This is a genomic window from Kocuria rhizosphaericola (genome assembly GCF_044462205.1).
GTDB lineage: Bacteria > Actinomycetota > Actinomycetes > Actinomycetales > Micrococcaceae > Kocuria > Kocuria rhizosphaericola.
Genome location: NZ_JBISWK010000098.1, coordinates 1 through 17,665 on the forward strand (window position 1 = coordinate 1; position 17,665 = coordinate 17,665).

Here is a 17,665-nt window from a genome sequence, read left to right on the forward strand (position 1 = left end):
TGTGTTGACCAGGAGCACTCGTGCCTGCCGTTCCATCGTGCATCATCGAGCCCATCGGGGACCAGTTCCAGGTGCTGATCCCGCCTGTGGCGGACGAGCATCCGTTGGGTTGCCACCGGCCACGCATCCCGGACCGGGTGGTGTTCGACAAGCTCGTGCAGGTCCTCGTCCTCGGGGCTGCCTACGAGAAGATCGCCGACACCACCTGCTCGGCCACTACCATCAGACGCCGACGCGACGAGTGGACCGCCGCGGAGATCTTCACCGCCCTTGAACAGTCCTGCCTTCACGCCTACGACAAGATGGTCGGGCTCGAGCTGGGGAATTTGGCGGTGGACGGGTGCATCACCAAGGCCCCGTGCGGTGGCGAGACCGCCGGAAGATCCCCGGTGGACCGCGGGAAACAGGGTACGAAACGCTCGGTGCTCACCGACGGTGCCGGGATCCCGCTCGGGACCGTCGTGGCCCCGGCCAACCGCCACGACTCCCCGTTGCTGCGCCCCACGTTGGAGACGCTGTCCCGGTTCGGCTTCGAGCTGCCCGAGCGGATCACGGTGCATCTGGACGCCGGCTACGACTCCAGGCCCACCCGGGAGCTGTTGGAGGAGCTCGGCTGCGAGGGCCGGATCGCGACCAAGGGCGTCCCGGCCCCGTTCCAGAACACCGCCCGCTGGGTGGTGGAACGGACCAATGCCTGGCACAACCGCGGCTTCAAGAAGCTGGCGATATGCACCGAGCGCCGCACCCGCGTCATCGAGGCGTTCATCGGACTGGCCAACGCCATCATCATCACCCGACGCCTCCTCCGCGAGGCCTGGACCACCCAACGCTGGGACACCCGCCCAACCCGACGACCATGACCTATCGGCGGAACCTCTAAGCTGCCTGGCCCAGGAGCAGGGATTCGCGGTCGAGGCCACCACCTTGGGGCGGATCCGCAACAACACCGACCACTCACGCCCCACCGACGAAACGGTGCGCGCCATCGGATGGCTGGCTGGCGTCCCGGAATCAGCGGCATTCACCGCCGCGCACCGTCGGGTGCCCGGGCCGCCTCTGGCCCAGGAGCTGCCCGAGGGGGTGGACAGTCTCCCACCCCGGACCCGTGAAGTCGTCATCGACTGGTTGCGAGTCTTGGTCGCCGCCCAGCAGCACAGCGACAGGTCAGAGGGCACCACGCCCCGGGACCACGCGGGAGACCGTCCCGTAGCCGATGGGCCTGCTCACCCCGGCTGTGGGCGCCCGGCTGATGCACCACCGCCGGATGCGTTCTGGGAGGACGTCGACTCCCAGGAGGCCGCACTGTCCACCGAGTTCCCGCTCACTGAGCACCGCGCGCTCTCACCTGCACCCTCGATGCGTCACCGGTAGGACACCGATTCGCACGCTCGGTGACAGTGACTCGTGCAACGCGATCCGGGCCAGGCGCCCGGAGGGGAGGTCTGACCCGGTTCGAAGACTGGTAAGGACCAGTAAGCAACCGTTGCTTTACATATGGCCGGCGACCGGCCATTTGGCTTACTGCTGGTCGGGTTGGTCGGCGATGTCCCGGGCTGTGTTTCCACTTCGTGGGATGCGTCGCGGGCTTGCTCGGCCTATCCTGCGGCGTTTTGGGCCTCACCGTGGGTCTGTAGGCCGGTGTTGCCAGTGGCGGCGCCGAGCAGTGATCCAGTCCACCGCCGCCAGTGGCAGGGTGTTGTGACGAGCCGGCATCTGCCCGACCGTGGCGGTCGGCGTCCCGGTGGCCCGAGCGATCACGGGCGGGCCCCAGTGCAGCAGAAACCGGAGAATCGGGGTGCGGTTTTCGGTGCAGGGACTCGTGCGGTGCGGGCGGGTGCGCGGCCGCGAGGACCAGTCGAGCAGCCCGGAATGGCTCTTACCCTGCCAGCGGCACCGTCACCGCCAAGCCGTGGTGGCCGAAATGCCGATGTCGGCTACCGCTTGCGGCACCGGGTGTTCGGCGGCGGTGCGGTGCCGTGCAGCAGCCGCCATGGCCAGGATGCACACCGAAGGTGCCATCGTCTCCGCAGTGGGCGTCGAGCTGATCGGTCAACACGGCGAGATCGAAGGGGACGTGGCATTGGGCGGACTCGACAAGAATCCGGGCAAGAGCTCCCGGGGATGGTTGTGTGCTTCTACGAGCGGGCATGTACGAAGGGTGCGCCCTTCCCGGATGGGCAGGGCGCACCCTTCGGCGGGGAACACCTCTCACAGTTTGCCGAGCGTGGTCTTCGGGTGCACGGCCGGCACGTCCCCTGGGAGATGATGTCGCAGGTGGATACGACCAGCCCCTCGTGGTCGGTCGCTCACTAAATTTCGTCATCTTTTGTCACAAATTTTATTGCCCACCTCTGGAAAGGGCTAGCCCTTTTTGGGTCAGGACCGTGGCGCCAAAACTCCAGTTGTGTGCAGAAATAATCACGGCTGCGGGATCTGACGAATGTGAATTCCGTGATGGAAGGTCCTGCGTGCTGTCGCTGATGACTGACGTTGCCTCGCAGGAAATCCGAGGATCAATGCCAGCAGCATCACGGCTTGGACGTTTCTGCGCTGATGTCAGCTTGTGCAATCGTGAATTTTCGGCTGTTCTGGCCACTGGACCCAGTTTTTACGTCAATTGTCATTGAGGGCAAGGGCGTCATAATCCCTGCAAGGATGTCACCTTGCTAAAGCAATGATTTCATCGTGTGCTGTCCGGAATGTTCGGTGTTGTGGCCGGGCACTCCCATGGCGGCAGGCCCCGATCCTCCTTCCGTCCCGCCATTGCCCCAGGACTAGCGAGGATACAGGCCTGCGGCTGGCCCGCGACCGACTGCCAGCACCGGCTTCGTCACCCCGATGCATCCACGTCCTCCGTCGCGGATCGGACCCGATAGACCTGTCGATATCGATCTGTGACCGTATTTATACGGAACAAGGGGTTGTATGTGGCAGGGGGCCAGTCCTACCTTGATATTGCCTCTCATGCAGGTGGAACCCATCGCAGAGGTCTTCTGAGTATTGTTCTCGCGCGCATGATGTATTACTCCTTTCTTGTGAAGGGAAATCATGCCTGCCCGTTCTTAGGGTGTATCATGCGGAATGCTCTCAAGCCCTTCGCTACTGTCCACGCTCGCGAGTTTCTGGCGAGTTTTTAGAGCTGCACCGGGCAGGGTCCCTCAAGTTTAGACCTATCTCTCTTTCTAGTCTGGCATATCAGGATGGGGGCGGTGACAGTGGCGGATCCATCAATTCCCAGTACCCCCCGCGAGGACGTCTCGAGCCCTACGCAAATCGCGGTGGTCGGCAGTGGTTATGTCGGCACGGTCGTGGCCTGCTGTTTCGCCTCGCTCGGACACCGCGTTATCGGCGTGGAGACCGACCAGAGGAAGCTCGAAGCGTTGCGGGCCGGTTGCCTGCCTTTTCACGAACGCGGCCTGACCGATCTTCTTAGGGCAGGCCTGCAGAACGGCAGTCTGCATTTTACAGACGACTACTTTGACGCGCTTCGTTCCGTCGAGGCGGTGTTTCTATGCGTCGGGACACCGAGCGCGCCTGATGGCTCGGTCGACACACGGGGTATCGAAGTCGCGGCGCAGACGGTCGGGCGGGCGCTTAGCACGCAAGCCGTCATCGTGACAAAAAGCACGATCCCCATCGGGGGAGCACGTCGCCTGATGGCCGTTCTCGAGGAGGCGCTCCGTGAACGCAGCGGAAACGTTTCGACCGTCCATCTCGTTCACAACCCAGAGTTCCTCCGGGAAGGAAGCGCAGTTCACGATTTCCTTCACCCCGACCGCGTGGTCCTCGGCAGTGATGAGGCCGAGGCGCTGCAGGTCGTGACCCGGCTGTACCGGCAGATCTTGGATCAGTCCTTCCCGGGTGCACAGCCCGACCGGCTACCGGGCTTCCTTGCCACGGATGTCGCGACGGCCGAGACCATAAAGTACGCCTGCAACGCATTTCTGGCGACGAAGATCAGCTTCATCAACGAGATGGCGCGCATCTGCGACCTGGTGGGTGCCGATGTCGAGGATGTCGCCGCCGGGATGGGCCTCGACAGGCGCATCGGGCCGCAGTTCCTCAGGGCCGGACTCGGCTGGGGAGGGTCCTGCTTCGGAAAGGATCTCTCGGCCATTATCTCCACGGCCCGGAGCCACGGGTACGACTCCGATCTCTTATCCGCCGCCGTGCTGGTCAACGAGCGTCAACGGACCGCTGCGGTTGATCGACTCGCCATGGCGCTGGGCTCGCTGAGTGGATCCCGGATCGGATTGCTGGGGCTTGCCTTCAAGCCCGGCACCGATGACGTGCGCGACGCACCGGCCCTCGACCTGGCGGCGCAGTTGCTCGGTTGCGGCGCCACCGTGACCGCGTTCGACCCGGTGGTGTCATCCGTCTCGCTCCCGGGGCTAACCCTCGTCGCCGACCCCCGCGATGTCGCAGACGGTGCGGACGCGATCCTGGTGGCCACTGAATGGCCGGACTTTCTTCTTTTGGATCTGGCTGACCTTCGCCGCCGAATGCGTGGTGACGTGCTCCTGGATGGCCGAGGACTGTTCGACCGCGCCCAGGTGGCTGCAGCGGGCTTCCGCCATCTGGCCCTCGGGCGCCCGCCGGTCGCCGGTCGCCGGTCGCCGGTCACCGTCGACCGACGGGACGATGTCGACGTAGCGGTCAGGCGCATCTGCGAGCTTCGACGCACGTCTGCCCTGAATAGTGCGCACGAAACGACCCAGCACCGTACGTCCAACGCGTCAGAGAAGGAGATCCCAGCATGGGAAGAATCCTGATCACCGGAGGAGCCGGCTTCGTCGGGGCCAACCTGGTGGACGCCCTGCTCACCGACGGCCTCTCGGTCACCGTCTTCGACTCCCTCGCACGTCCGGGTACGGAACGCAACCTCGAGTGGTTGGAGTCGAAGCACCCTCGCAGCCTGACGTTCATTCCGGGAGACGTCCGTGATGCCAAGGCCGTCAGCGCGGCCTGCGCCGACGCGGACGTCATCTATCACCTCGCCGGACAAGTGGCGGTCACCACCTCGGTGGACGATCCCCGCTCCGATTTTGAGGTCAATGCCCTCGGTACTTTCAACCTCCTCGAGGGCGCACGTGCCAGCGGCCGGCAGCCGGTCGTCGTCTTCACCTCCACCAACAAGGTGTACGGGGGGATGGAGGACGTCGAGATCCGCCGAGAGCCGAGCCGTTACGTCTACCGAACCCTCCCCGGCGGCATCCCCGAGAGCCGTCCCCTGGACTTCCACTCCCCCTACGGGTGCTCCAAGGGGGCCGCCGATCAGTACGTGCGCGACTACTCGCGCATCTACGACCTCCCGACCGTTGTCTTCCGAATGAGTTGCATATACGGCCCCCATCAGTTCGGAAACGAGGATCAGGGCTGGCTGGCCCACTTCATGATCGCCGCGTCCTTGGGAAAGCCGATCTCGATCTATGGCGACGGTTTGCAGGTGCGCGACGCCCTCTACGTCGGCGACCTGGTGCGAGCCTTCCGGCTAGCAGTCGAGCGCATCGGCACAACGGCCGGACAGGTCTACAACATCGGTGGTGGACCGGCCAACACGATCTCCGTCTGGTCGGAGTTCGGTCCAACCCTGACCGGCTGGCTCGGTGCGCAGCCAGACGTGACGTTCCAGCCGTGGCGGCCAGGGGATCAGCTGTGCTATATCAGCGACGTCACCAAGGCTGCCGCCGAGTTCGACTGGTCCCCCGAGGTGGACCTGACCACCGGCCTCAGGCTCCTGTGGGAATGGGTGACAGCCGAGAACGGGCCGCGTCGAGCGTCTGTCCACGGTCCTCGCCCTCTGATCAACGCAAGGCGGACGCCATGAGGGTGCTCATCACCGGAGGAGCCGGCTTCATCGGCTCGCACCTGGCCGAACGGCTCGTCGGGATGGGTCACGACGTCGTCGTGCTCGACTCGGAAGCAACCGGACGCCCCGAGAACGTCCCTGAGGGGGCCGACTACCGGGTGGGGGACGTCACACGTGTCGCCGACCTTGAGGGCGCCTTCGGCGCCGGTCTCGACGCCGTCGCACACATCGCCGGACAGGTCTCCCTCATCCGGTCCTTCACCGATCCGATCGCCGACCTGAGGACCAACTTGGAGGGAACGGTCAACGTGCTCGGTTGCTGCCTGCGGCACCGGGTACCGCGCCTGCTCTACGCCAGCTCCATGACCGTCTACGGCCACAACGGGACGCTGCCTACCCCCGAGGACACCCCCTGCACCCCGGTCTCCTACTACGGCATCACGAAGTACGCAGCCGAGCGATATGTCCACACCACTGCAGAGCGACCGGACCTCGACTTCGACTTCGGCGTGACGTCGTTCCGCATGTACAACGTCTACGGACCCCGGCAGGCGATCGACAATCCCTACCAGGGGGTCCTCGGCATCTTCCTGGGCAACGTACTTCGGGACGAGCCACTGACAATCTTCGGTGATGGCGAGCAGTCCCGGGACTTCGTCTACATCGACGACGTCGTCGACGCGTGGGTGTCAGCACTGACCGAGAGGGCCAGCCACGGGCAGGTGCTCAACCTCGGGAGCGGGCGGCAGACCGCCATCAAGGATCTCGCCGACCAGGTCCTGGCCGCCGCCGGCAGGGAGGACCAGATGGTCACCTACGCCCCCGGCCGTCCCGGGGAGCAACGCCACGTGCAGGCGGACATCACCCGGGCTGGAAGGGTTCTGGGGTGGCGGCCACGCACCCCGTTCGCCGAAGGCTTCGCCCGCACCGTGGAATGGGCGAGGTCCGTCATGGACGAGGGCTCTGCCCGCGCCGCACTGCCATGAGACTGCTCGTCGTCACTCGAGCCGGCTCTGTACCGGACCGTGTCTACGGCCTTACTTGGAGGTCCACGTTGAACCTGCTCCTTGTGTCGAAGCTCCATCCCTGGGCGCGACCGGCGAACCCGGTGTCCCGCTACGTGGACCTGGGCCGCGAACTCGGCCACGAGGTGGCCCTGTTCTCCGAGCCCCTCTCGGAGCTTCCTCAGATCCCCTGTTCCCTTGACGTAGAGCGCTTCGACTTCGCGCTGTTCATCTCCTACGAGGCGAACGACTTCCCGGACCTGCCCAGCCTGGCGCGGCTGCTGGACGGTATGCCCCGGGAGCGCAGGATCCTGCTCGACTGTTCAGGGCGGTACAACGAGACCATCCGCGTCGAGCACGACTTCAACCATCTGGAGCGCCTCGACGGTCACCAGGGGTGGGAATGGGTGGAAGGCTACGAAGCCGTCTCCGGACACATCCTCCAGCCCACCCTGCACCCACTGCGGCCGGACGTTACGCCGTTCCTTTTTCACGGCTTCCATCCGCCGGCGGTGGCCAGGCCCTACGCCACGGCGGCCGAGGCCGCTGAGGCGTGGCGCTCGAGCGATGGGACCAAGCCGTACGGGCTCGCCTACGTCGGGAACAACTGGCAACGCTGGTCGCAGCTCGCTCCACTGCTCGAAGCCCTCGCACCACTGCGCGATAACCTCGGCCCCTCGATCCTGTGCGGTTGGGACTGGGACGAGCGACCCAGCTGGGCCGTCGAGCACGGCCTGGCCGGCGTGGATGTCGACGTCGACCTCCTCACCCGGCTGGGCGTGGAGACGACATGGGCCGTCCCGTTCCAGGAGTTCGTCGAGTTCACGAGCCGGGCCCGGTTCAGCCCGGTCGTCCAGCGCCCGCTCTACAACCACCTCGGCCTGGTCACCAACCGCGCGTTCGAGACGTTCTGCGCGGACACGATACCCATGCTCATGCTGCCCGACGCCATGGTCGTCGAGCTCTACGGTGAGGCCGCCCGTCAGCTCGCCCCTGGCGACGACGTCGCTGGCTTCGTGCGGAGCGCCCTCGCCCAGCCCGAGCCGTACTGGGAGGCGGTGCTCGCGACCCGGGAACACCTGGCCCGGGAACACTCCTTCGAACGCCGCTTCGCCGAACTCCTCGCCGTGCTGGAGGAAGCCGAGCGATCCGACGGGGCGAGGACCAGCAGCCGATGAACGTCCTGTTCATGATGGAGCGGCGACCGAACGCGGGAAGTATCCAAGCGGTCGCGAGCTACGTCCGGGCCGCGGGCCAGATGGGTCACTCCTTCGCCCTCTTCGGCCGGCCGGATCCGGCCTACCCGGACGTGGCCTGCTCCACGGACCTGCGGTCCTTCGACCACGTCGTAGTGGTGGTCGAGTCGGGCCTGCACTGGCTGGACGGCCTGCGGGCCCCCCGTGTCCTGGCCGATGTGCCCCGGCGGCGGCGCGTCGTCGTGGACGCCGACGGGATGTACGGGCCGCGGGTGTGCGTCGACGGCTACGACCGCAACCACCAGAACGAGGACGAGCGGGCCAAGTGGATGGCCAGCCTCGACGCGCTGGCTGATCGCGTCCTCCAACCGCGGATCACCGGTCCGACCGACGGGGCCGAGGCCTTTCCGTTCTACGGCTACGACCCCTATCGGGTCCACCGACGCACCCGGTCGGCGCAGTTCGACGTCCTCCACGTCGGTCACAACTGGTGGCGCTGGCGGGACGTCAGCACCGTGCTGTTGCCCGCATTCGAGTCGATCCGCGACCAGGTCGGCGACATCGGGTTCGTCGGCTCCTGGTGGGACGCGTTACCGACGTGGTTCCGCAGTGCCGGTCTGCAGGCCGCCTTCGCCACCGACCCCGAGCGGCTCGCCGACCTCCGGATCCAGGTCCTTCCGGCCGTTCCCTACACCGACGTCGTCGCAACCATGAGCGCCGCACGTGTCAACGTCATGACTCAGCGCCCCCTCTTCCGACGTCTGCGCCTGCTGACGTCGAAGTACTTCGAGATCTTCACGGCCGACACGATCCCGCTGGTTCTCCTCGATCGCGACCACGCGGCGCAGGTCTACGGCCCTGCTGGAGCGGACCTCGCCCTAGGTGACGCCGTCGCCGACAAGCTCCTCGACGCGCTCGGTCAGCCCGAGAAGTACGGCGAGCTCGTCGGCCAGGTCCGCGAGCACCTCGAGGAGCATCACACCTACCGACACCGCGTGCAGCAGCTCACCGCACTACTCGGTGGCTGGGAGGGGGCCCCGTGAGGATCGTCTTCGTCTACTGGCCGTTCGAGGATCAGGGCAGCGGCCTGGTCGTTCGGGGCTACAGCGCGGCGGCCCACGCCGCTGGTCACCAGATCGAGGTGTACGGCATCCCCTACGAACGGATCCCGCTGGACTACACGCTGGAGCTCTCCTCGGCCGACGCCGTCGTCTTCCTGTTCGAGTGGACCACGCAGCTCTACTACGGCGACCGGCTCGACCTGGTCCGGCTGGTGGGCTCGGTTCCTCGACGACGGCGGGTGGTCATCGATGGCGACGGCAACTACAACGACGCGCTCCATGTCGACGACGACTGGAACCATCTCGGTCCTGAGCAGGCGCAGTCATGGACCGAGATGTGCGACGCGCTCACGGACAAGATCTGCCAGCCGACGTTGCACCCTCTGCGGGACAACGTCATCCCCTTCCTGTTCTACGGGTACGACCCCAGCTGGGAGCTGCCCTTCGATCCCGCGGAGGACAAGGAGTTCGGCCTTCTGTACGTGGGTCATTCCAAGTTCCGCTGGCACGCCATGAGTCGTCTCCTGTCGGCCGTCGAACCGGTGCGAAACCGACTCGGGCGCATCGCGATCGTCGGGCACGGTTGGGACTCCGCCCCGCCATGGGCGGAGGAGCTCGACTGCACCGACCGGTACCGCAGTGACCCAGCACGGCTCGCTGCCCTCGGCGTTGAGGTTCTGCCGCCCGTCCCCTTCCCTGCCGTGGTGGCATGCATGAACCGTTCACTGTGCAACGCCGTGCTGACGCGTCCGATGTTCCAGCGGCTGCGGATCGTCACGCCGCGGAGTTTCGAGACGCCGGCGGCCGGGACGATCCCTCTCCTCGTGCTCGACGAGGGACACGTGAAAGAGATCTACGGCGAGGCGGGGCTTGAGCTGCTCCTGCCGGAGCAGGACCAGCACGAGAAGATCGTCGACATCGTCGAGCGGCCCGCGCACTACGCCGAGGTCCTCGCCGAGATCCAGTCACACCTAGCCAGCCACCACTCGCACCGGGCGCGCCTGGCCGAACTGCTCCAGATCATCGAGGCCTAGACCATGCGGATCTTCTTCGCTTACTGGCTGCTCGAGGACGGCGGGAGCGCCCAGGACGTCCGCGCCTACGCCGCCACCGCGCGGGGACTGGGTCACGAGGTGTTCCTGTACGGCCGTCCGGGTTCCATCCCCGGCATTCCCTCGTCGCTGCGGGTGGACACGGCGGACGCCGTGGTCTTCGTCTTCGAGTGGACCACCGACATAGGCCGGTGCGACAACCTCGATCTGGCCCGGATCCTGGCTCGGGTCCCCCGCGAGCGGCGAATCGTCATCGACTGCGACGGCGGCTACAACGACACCTTGACCCTGGACGGGGACCGCAACCACCGCACCCCGCAGGAGGCTCGACGCTGGATGGAAATCTGCGAACGGATCTCCGACCGGATCTTCCAGCCGACCTTGGATCCGTTGCGTTCCGACGTCTCCACGTTCTTCTTCCACGGCTACGACCCAGCGTGGGAGCGGCCGTTCGACTTCTCCGCCAAGGACCACGGAATGGTGTATGTGGGGCACTCAAAGTTTCGCTGGGGTCCGATGCGCAGGATTCTGGAAGCAGTCGAGCCCGTCCGCTCATCCCTCGACAGGATCTCGCTGGTCGGCCACGGATGGGATGCGATGCCCAGCTGGGCCGCCGAGATGTCGATGGAGGACGCCTATGCCTCCGACCCAAGCTACCTGGCCTGGCTAGGCGTAGAGTGCGTCCCTCCTGTGCCGGCCGGCGAGGTTCTCCCATGGATGGGCAGGGCCGTGTTCAACCCGGTGATCTACCGCCCCCTGTTCGCCCGTCTCGGATTCGTCACCTGTAGGACCTTCGAGACGCCGGCGTCGGGGACGATCCCACTGTTCGGGCTCGATGAGTCCTACGTGGCGGAGGTCTTCGGGAAGGCCGCGACGGCACTCGTCCTGCCGGAGCACGGAGCCGACGAGCTCGTCGCCGACCTGGTGTCCCGTCCCGAGCACTACGGGGACGTCGTGGCGCAGGTCCGCTCTCACCTCGCCCGCCGGCACTCCTACCGGGCACGCATGGAGGAACTGGTCCGAATCCTGGCCGACCAGCCCGCGACCACCGATCCCACAGCAAGCGTCCCAAGGGGGGAACGTCCGTGAGGCTGATGTTCGTTTACTGGAAGCTGGAAGACGCTGGAAGCGCGCACACGATCCACCACCTTGCTCGGGCGGCCCGGCGGGCCGGGCACGAGATCGTCCTCTACGCGAAACCGGACCCGACCTACCCGACCGAATGCTCCCTCGACGTTGAATCGGCGGACGCGGTCGTCTTCCTCCTCGAGTGGAACATCTACCTTCACCACGACGAGCCGCTCGACATCGAGGGCCCCATGCGGCGCTGCCCTCGGGAGCGCCGCATCCTCATCGACAACGACGGCATGTACAACGACGCCCTCCGAGTAGACGGCGACTACAACCACCAAACTCCCGAGGACGCGCGTATCCGTACCGAGCTATACGACCGGATCTCGGACCGGATCTACCAGCCGACGCTGCAGCCTCGCCGGCCTGGGGTGGCGACCTATCTCTTCCACGGCTACGACCCCGCGTTGGAGCGGGACCTACCGCCGGGCCCGCGCGAGTACGGAATGGTGTACGTGGGGAGCAACTGGTTCCGTTGGGGACCGATGCGGCGGGTGCTGGGGTCTGTGGAACCAATCCGCGACCGCATCGGACGGATCCGCCTCATCGGACACGACTGGCTGGGGGCTCCGTGGTGGATCGGGTCGCCCTTGCGGAACGAGGCCTACCGGACCGAGCCTGCTCTCCTCGAGCGGCTGCGCGTCGAGGTGACCGCACCCGTTCCGACAGAGCAGGTCGTACCAACCATGAGCCGGGCGCAGTGGAACCCGGTCCTGGCCCGCCCGACGTTCAACCACCTCCGCCTGGTCCACCCCCGGTTGTTCGAGACCCCCGCGGCCGGCACCATCCCGCTGTTCGACCTCGACGAAGCGCATGTCAAGGATCTCTACGGCGAGGCCGCGCTCGAGCTGGTGCTCGGCGAGGACGCCACTGATCGCATCGTCGACGTGCTCGATCGGCCAGGGCACTACGCCGCAGTGGTGACCAGGGTTCGTCGGCACCTGGCGGAACACCACTCGTACGACCAACGGCTGCGAGAGCTCATCAACCTGGTGGAGTCCTGATGCGTCTCCTCTTGGTCCACCACGTGGTCGAGGACCGCGGCAGCGCGCAGGACATGTACCACTACGCCATCGCCGCCCGGGACCTGGGTCACGAGGTTCTGCTCTTCGGAGCCGCCCCCGGGAGCTCGGCCTACGAATGGTCCAGGCAGGTGGACCGGGCTGACGTCGTCGTCTTCATCTTCGAGTGGACGACGCGACTCCAGTACGGTGACGCGCTCGACCTCACCCGCCTGATCGCAACGGTCCCCCGCGAGCAGCGCGTGGTCCTGGACTGCGACGGGCGTTACAACGAGGCGGTCGACGTGGACGGCGACCGCAACCACCTCGACGCGGAAAGCTCGCGATGCTGGATCGAGACCTGCGACGCCCTGGCCGACACGATCTGCCAGCCGACACTTCACCCCCGACGGGCGAACGTCCACCCTTTCCTGTTTCATGCTTACGAGCCCGACTGGGAGGTGCCTCTGGAGCCGGCCGGCAAGGAGTACGGCATGTGCTACGTCGGTAACAACTGGTTCCGCTGGAAGCCCGTGCGGCGCATCCTAAGCGCTCTAGAGCCGGCGCGAGGCGAGGTCGGGCGAATCGCGCTGGTCGGCCATGGTTGGAACACCCCGGCGCCGTGGGCCAACGCTTCGCTACCTCAGGATGCGTACGAGTTCGACGCTGGCTTCCTCGCCCGGCTGGACGTGGACGTGTTCCCCCCGGTGCCCTTCGACGAGGTCATCCCCCAGATGGGCCGAGGCGTCTTCAGCCCGGTCGTGTATCGGCCGCTATTCGATGAGCTGCAGCTAGTTACGTGCCGGACCTTCGAGACCGTTGCGGCGGGCTCCATCCCGTTGTTCGCGCAGGAGCCGTCGTTCGTGGAGGAGATCTACGGAACCGAGGGGCTGGAACTTGTCCTCCCCCGGGAGGGGGGCGAAGCGAAGATCCGCGACGTACTCCGACGCCCCGACCACTACGTCGCTGCCGTCATGGAGATCCGTCGTCGATTGGCGCAGGAACACTCCTACCACGCCCGCCTCGCCGAACTGCTGACGATCGTGAAGGACTGACATGAACCCCGACCCGCTGCCAAGCAAGCGCCTCCGCATGAAGTACGGCGTGAACCAGGCCGACCAGTGCGCCGACTTCGCGGTTGGCCCCCATCGCAACGTGATCGGGGAGCGCTTGCGGGAGGTCGAAACAGGCCTGGTGCGGCTATTTCTTTTCGACAAGGGCGCCCCCGATCCGGTCCAGAGGTGGCCCACCTTCGCCGCCTATGTCCAGGCCGTGCTGGACCTGGGGGCGACCCCGATGATCACGTTCGCCAAGCTGCACCGCCCGCTCGACGACGTCCGTGCGCTGCGCTGGTTCGCCGGCCAGTGCAGCGACGTCGTGTGGGGCTGCGTCGAGCAATGGGGAGCGGAGGCAGTGGCCGACTGGTATTGGTGCGTCTGGAATGAGCCGAACAGCGACTGGGTGGGTGGGGGGCTCACCTTCGAGCAGTACCGTCGGATCTACGAGGCGGTCGCCGAGGCCGTCGCTCCTTGGCTCCCGACCGCCCGCGACGACCGACCGCTGCGGCTCGGCGGCCCCGCGGTGGAAAGCTTCCAGCCCTTCTGGATGGACTGGGTGTGGCGCTTCCTGAACGAGATCGACCCAGCCATCGTCGGTTTCGTCGACTGGCACAGCTACGCCGACTGGCGGGACTTCGGTGAGAGCGGCGCGCCCTCGGATGAAGTCTCGTACAAGGCTCTGCTCATGTCCCGCGCCGCCGACTACGAGTGGCGCAGCCGCGCCATCGCGGAGCTGATCGGGAAGCGTCCCGTCGACAACATCTGCGGTGAGCTGAACACGCATTCGCACTACACCGACGAGGTCCGCGGCCGCTTTAACCACTCGGTGTTCGGAGCCGCCTTCTACGTTGCCGCCCTGCTGCGACTGATGCGCACGGACCTGGACGCCGAGATGTACTGGACCGGCACCGAGGACAAGGGCGGTTACGGACTGCTGCGGCCCGATGGCACACCGGCTCCGGCCTTCCTCGCCAAGCGGTTGTGCGCCCAGCACGTCCGCACCGGGGACTGGGTCTCGTTCCCTCGGTGGACCCGACCGGGCGTGCCGGTGGACGCGGTCGTGGCGGAGGGGGCCGACGGCCGCCGCAGCGCGGTGCTGGTGCATCTGAGCGATCGGTCGGCTGCCTACGCCCTCGAAGACCTTGATCCGTCCCTGACCCACTGCGGGATCGTGCACAGGCTCGACGAAGGGACAGGCGGTCAAGTGATCAGCGGTCGTGCCGACGCCAAGATGACCTTCAACGGCTATGGCGTCGCGGTGATCACCACGCCCCCGGCGGGTGGAACGTGAGCACGCCTGCGCGGCGCAGGCGTCATCCCGGATGGCGGGTCTACCAACGTCTTGTCGCCAACAGCCCCCGCTCCCGCGTGCCACTCCTCGGGCTGCTGCTGCTCAGCGTCGCCGCCGCCCCACTCACCCTGCTGGCTCCACTGCCGCTCAAGATCGTTCTTGACAACGTCATTGGCGACCAGCCGGCTCATTCCCTCTCCTGGCTCGTGCCCGGGAACGGACCGCCGAGCACGACGGCGACGCTCGCCGTCGCGGTCGTGCTCGTCGTCGTCGTCGCCGTCCTCGTCGAGGCGATCTCCATGGCCAGCGAGGTGCTCGGCGTGTGGATCGGAGAGCGTCTCCGCCTGGACCTGCGGACCCGGGTCTTTCACCGGGCGCAGCGGCTGTCGCTGTCCTACCACGACACCGTCGGCACCGCGGACTCGCTCTCCCGAATCGAGAAGGACGCTACCTCGGTCAAGTTCATCCCCTTGTTCGGCGTAGCCCCCGTCGTCACTGCCGGGTTGACCCTCGTCGGCATGTTCGTGGTCACCCTCCGGATCGATGCGCAACTGGCAGCCGTGGCACTGCTCGTGGCGCCCGTGCTCTACCTGGTCGCGTGGGCATCGGCCAGGCGGTTGCGGACGATGTGGGCCGACGCCATGGCCCTGGAAAGTTCGGCACTGGCGATCGCTGCCGAGGTACTCGGCAGCCTGCGGGTGGTGAAGGCCTTCGGAGGTGAGAACCGCGAGACCGAGCGGTTCCTGTCCCAATCCACGGAGAGCGCCCGTGCCCACGTCCGGATCGCCCTGCTCGACCGAGGGTTTTCGACGCTGATAGGGCTCATTCTCGGGCTTGGCTCAGCGGCGGTGCTCTTCCTCGGCACCCATCACGTGCTCTCCGGTCAGATCACCCCCGGCGACCTCGTTCTCGTCATGACCTACCTCGCCATGCTGTACGCACCCCTCAAGACCATCGCCACAACGGTCGGGAACCTGCAGATGGCCTTCGCCGCCGCTGAGCGCGCCTTCGACCTCCTCGACGCGCCTCCGGAGGTCGTGGAAAGGCCGGATGCGCGCCCCCTCGGACGGGCTCGAGGGCACCTGGTCTTCGAGGACGTCACGTTCGGCTATCCCGGCGGCGGAACGGTCCTGACGAGCGTCTCGTTCGAGGTCCCGGCCGGATCCAGGGTAGGCATAGTTGGCGCCACCGGTGCGGGCAAGACCACTCTTGTTAGCCTGCTGGCGAGGTTCTACGACCCGGTGGACGGCTTCATCCTCCTCGACGGCGTGGATCTGCGGGACTACCAGCTCGAACACCTGCGCCACCAGTACGCCATCGTGCTGCAGGATGCCGTGCTCTTCTCCACCAGCATCGCTGAGAACATCGCCTATGCGAGGCCTGGCGCGAACAGGACCGACGTCGTCGCTGCGGCCCGAGCTGCCGATGCCCATGAGTTCGTCGTGCACCTTCCGGATGGTTACGACACCGTTGTGGGGGAACGGGGAGCCACCCTCTCTGGCGGTGAGCGTCAGCGGATCGCCTTGGCTCGTGCCTTTCTCCGGGACGCCCCGATCCTCGTGCTCGACGAGCCGACCAGCGCACTCGACATCGCCACCGAAGCCAGCGTTATGGGGGCGATGCAGCGCCTCATGGTCGGACGCACCACGTTCCTCATCTCGCACCGCCCCTCGACCCTCGCCTCCTGCGATCTCATACTCCGTGTCGGCGGAGAAGGACGAGAACAGTCGATCGAGGTGCTCAGGCCTCGACACCGCCAAACCTACGGCCCCAGCGGCGTGTCCATCAGCCCGCCGTCCCCTTGATCTCCTCCCTGGAGGTAGCGATGCGTGCCCTCATCACCGGCGGAGCCGGCTTCCTCGGATCTCACCTGTGCGGAGCCCTCCTGGAACGAGGATGGGACGTCGTCGCCGTGGACGATCTCTCGACGGGGGCGGCGTCCAACCTGCGGCTGCTCGGGGGCCGGGAGGGCTTCACCTTCATCCAGGGCGATGTCACGAGGCCCCTCGACGTTCCCGGTAGCCTCGACGCCGTACTGCACTTCGCCTCGGCAGCCAGTCCTCCCGATTACCAGGACCGGCCGCTGGAGACCCTCGCCGTCGGCTCCATCGGAACGCGGCTCACCCTCGACCTCGCCCATGAGAAGGGGGCCCGTTATCTGCTCGCCTCGACCAGCGAGGTCTACGGGGACCCCTTGGTCCACCCTCAGCCGGAGCACTACTGGGGGAACGTGAACCCGGTCGGCCCCCGCTCGGTGTACGACGAGGCGAAGCGCTTCGCCGAGGCGCTCACCACTGCGTACCGGAACCAGACGGGCCTCGATGCCAAGATCGTCCGAATTTTCAACACGTACGGGCCACGGATCCGTCCCGGCGACGGACGCGTGGTCTCGAATTTCATCGTCCAGGCGCTCACGGGACAACCCCTCACGGTCTACGGAGAAGGCCGCCAGACCCGTTCCTTCTGCTTTGTGGACGACCAGGTTCGGGGAATCTTGGCCCTGCTCGACTCCGACTGGATGGGTAGCCCGGTGAATATCGGGAACCCCGAGGAGCACACCGTCGTGGACCTCGCCCGGATCGTGCTGGAGATGACCGGCGCTGATTCGTCGCTGGTGTACGCTCCGCTACCGATCAACGATCCGTCACGTCGGAGACCGGATATCGAGCTTGCTCAGCGAGTACTGGGCTGGCGTCCCGAAGTATCACTGCAGGATGGGGTCCTCCGAACAGTCGATTGGTTCCGCGCGATAATCGCGGATGCCGAGTCTTCGGCTGCTCCGTCACGCACCAACAAGCCCAACGCGGAGGCGCGCCCACGTCGTCCGGACCCGCGGGGGGACGGCCCTGGCGGGCGTGCTGGGCGTACCCCCTAGCGACGGGTTGGGGTCGCTACGGTGGCTGTGGGAGAAGGCTCCGCGTCTATTCGGTATCCAGGTGAGCGTCATGGCTCGTGAACGAGATCGACGGGCTAAGGTCGGCTCTCCCGGTCAGGGACCCGGTTCAGGGGGATGGTGACCTGTGTTGTTGCCCGGCCCGCGCAGGACTGATAGACGATCGACG

The 17,665-nt window shown here is 66.4% G+C and carries 13 protein-coding genes; all 13 read left to right on the forward strand.

Annotation, left to right across the window (positions count from 1 at the left end; translation table 11 throughout):
* Positions 1-20 precede the first annotated feature (20 nt).
* Positions 21-860: an IS5 family transposase gene (locus ACH9D2_RS10135; RefSeq protein WP_396361908.1), complete on the forward strand. Its 840-nt coding sequence runs from the start codon at positions 21-23 to the stop codon at positions 858-860.
* Positions 861-3,278: 2,418 nt separating this feature from the next.
* On the forward strand, positions 3,279-4,772 hold the full coding sequence (locus ACH9D2_RS10140; RefSeq protein ID WP_396362711.1) for a nucleotide sugar dehydrogenase: 1,494 nt from the start codon (positions 3,279-3,281) through the stop codon (positions 4,770-4,772).
* On the forward strand, positions 4,757-5,827 hold the full coding sequence (locus ACH9D2_RS10145) for an SDR family NAD(P)-dependent oxidoreductase (RefSeq protein WP_396362712.1): 1,071 nt from the start codon (positions 4,757-4,759) through the stop codon (positions 5,825-5,827). Before ACH9D2_RS10140 ends, ACH9D2_RS10145 begins: the two co-directional genes overlap by 16 nt.
* The gene (locus tag ACH9D2_RS10150) at positions 5,824-6,795 is read left to right on the forward strand and encodes an NAD-dependent epimerase/dehydratase family protein (protein WP_396362713.1); all 972 of its coding nucleotides are present in this window, start codon (positions 5,824-5,826) and stop codon (positions 6,793-6,795) included. Before ACH9D2_RS10145 ends, ACH9D2_RS10150 begins: the two co-directional genes overlap by 4 nt.
* A 68-nt stretch (positions 6,796-6,863) precedes the next feature.
* On the forward strand, positions 6,864-7,991 hold the full coding sequence (locus ACH9D2_RS10155) for a hypothetical protein (RefSeq protein ID WP_396362714.1): 1,128 nt from the start codon (positions 6,864-6,866) through the stop codon (positions 7,989-7,991).
* The gene (locus tag ACH9D2_RS10160) at positions 7,988-9,052 is read left to right on the forward strand and encodes a glycosyltransferase family protein (protein ID WP_396362715.1); all 1,065 of its coding nucleotides are present in this window, start codon (positions 7,988-7,990) and stop codon (positions 9,050-9,052) included. Before ACH9D2_RS10155 ends, ACH9D2_RS10160 begins: the two co-directional genes overlap by 4 nt.
* On the forward strand, positions 9,049-10,104 hold the full coding sequence (locus ACH9D2_RS10165) for a glycosyltransferase family protein (RefSeq protein WP_396362716.1): 1,056 nt from the start codon (positions 9,049-9,051) through the stop codon (positions 10,102-10,104). Before ACH9D2_RS10160 ends, ACH9D2_RS10165 begins: the two co-directional genes overlap by 4 nt.
* 3 nt (positions 10,105-10,107) lie before the next feature.
* The gene (locus ACH9D2_RS10170) at positions 10,108-11,211 is read left to right on the forward strand and encodes a glycosyltransferase family protein (protein WP_396362717.1); all 1,104 of its coding nucleotides are present in this window, start codon (positions 10,108-10,110) and stop codon (positions 11,209-11,211) included.
* 5 nt (positions 11,212-11,216) lie between these two features.
* Positions 11,217-12,257 (forward strand): glycosyltransferase family protein, encoded by a 1,041-nt coding sequence (locus ACH9D2_RS10175; protein WP_396362735.1) that lies wholly within the window; start codon positions 11,217-11,219, stop codon positions 12,255-12,257.
* Positions 12,257-13,309: a glycosyltransferase family protein gene (locus ACH9D2_RS10180; protein WP_396362718.1), complete on the forward strand. Its 1,053-nt coding sequence runs from the start codon at positions 12,257-12,259 to the stop codon at positions 13,307-13,309. The genes ACH9D2_RS10175 and ACH9D2_RS10180 overlap by 1 nt, the downstream gene beginning before the upstream one ends.
* A gap of 1 nt (position 13,310) precedes the next feature.
* Positions 13,311-14,603 (forward strand): GH39 family glycosyl hydrolase, encoded by a 1,293-nt coding sequence (locus ACH9D2_RS10185; RefSeq protein WP_396362719.1) that lies wholly within the window; start codon positions 13,311-13,313, stop codon positions 14,601-14,603.
* Positions 14,604-14,680: 77 nt separating this feature from the next.
* Positions 14,681-16,408: an ABC transporter transmembrane domain-containing protein gene (locus ACH9D2_RS10190; protein WP_396362720.1), complete on the forward strand. Its 1,728-nt coding sequence runs from the start codon at positions 14,681-14,683 to the stop codon at positions 16,406-16,408.
* A 20-nt stretch (positions 16,409-16,428) separates the two neighbouring features.
* The gene (locus tag ACH9D2_RS10195) at positions 16,429-17,478 is read left to right on the forward strand and encodes an NAD-dependent epimerase/dehydratase family protein (protein WP_396362721.1); all 1,050 of its coding nucleotides are present in this window, start codon (positions 16,429-16,431) and stop codon (positions 17,476-17,478) included.
* Positions 17,479-17,665 lie beyond the last annotated feature (187 nt).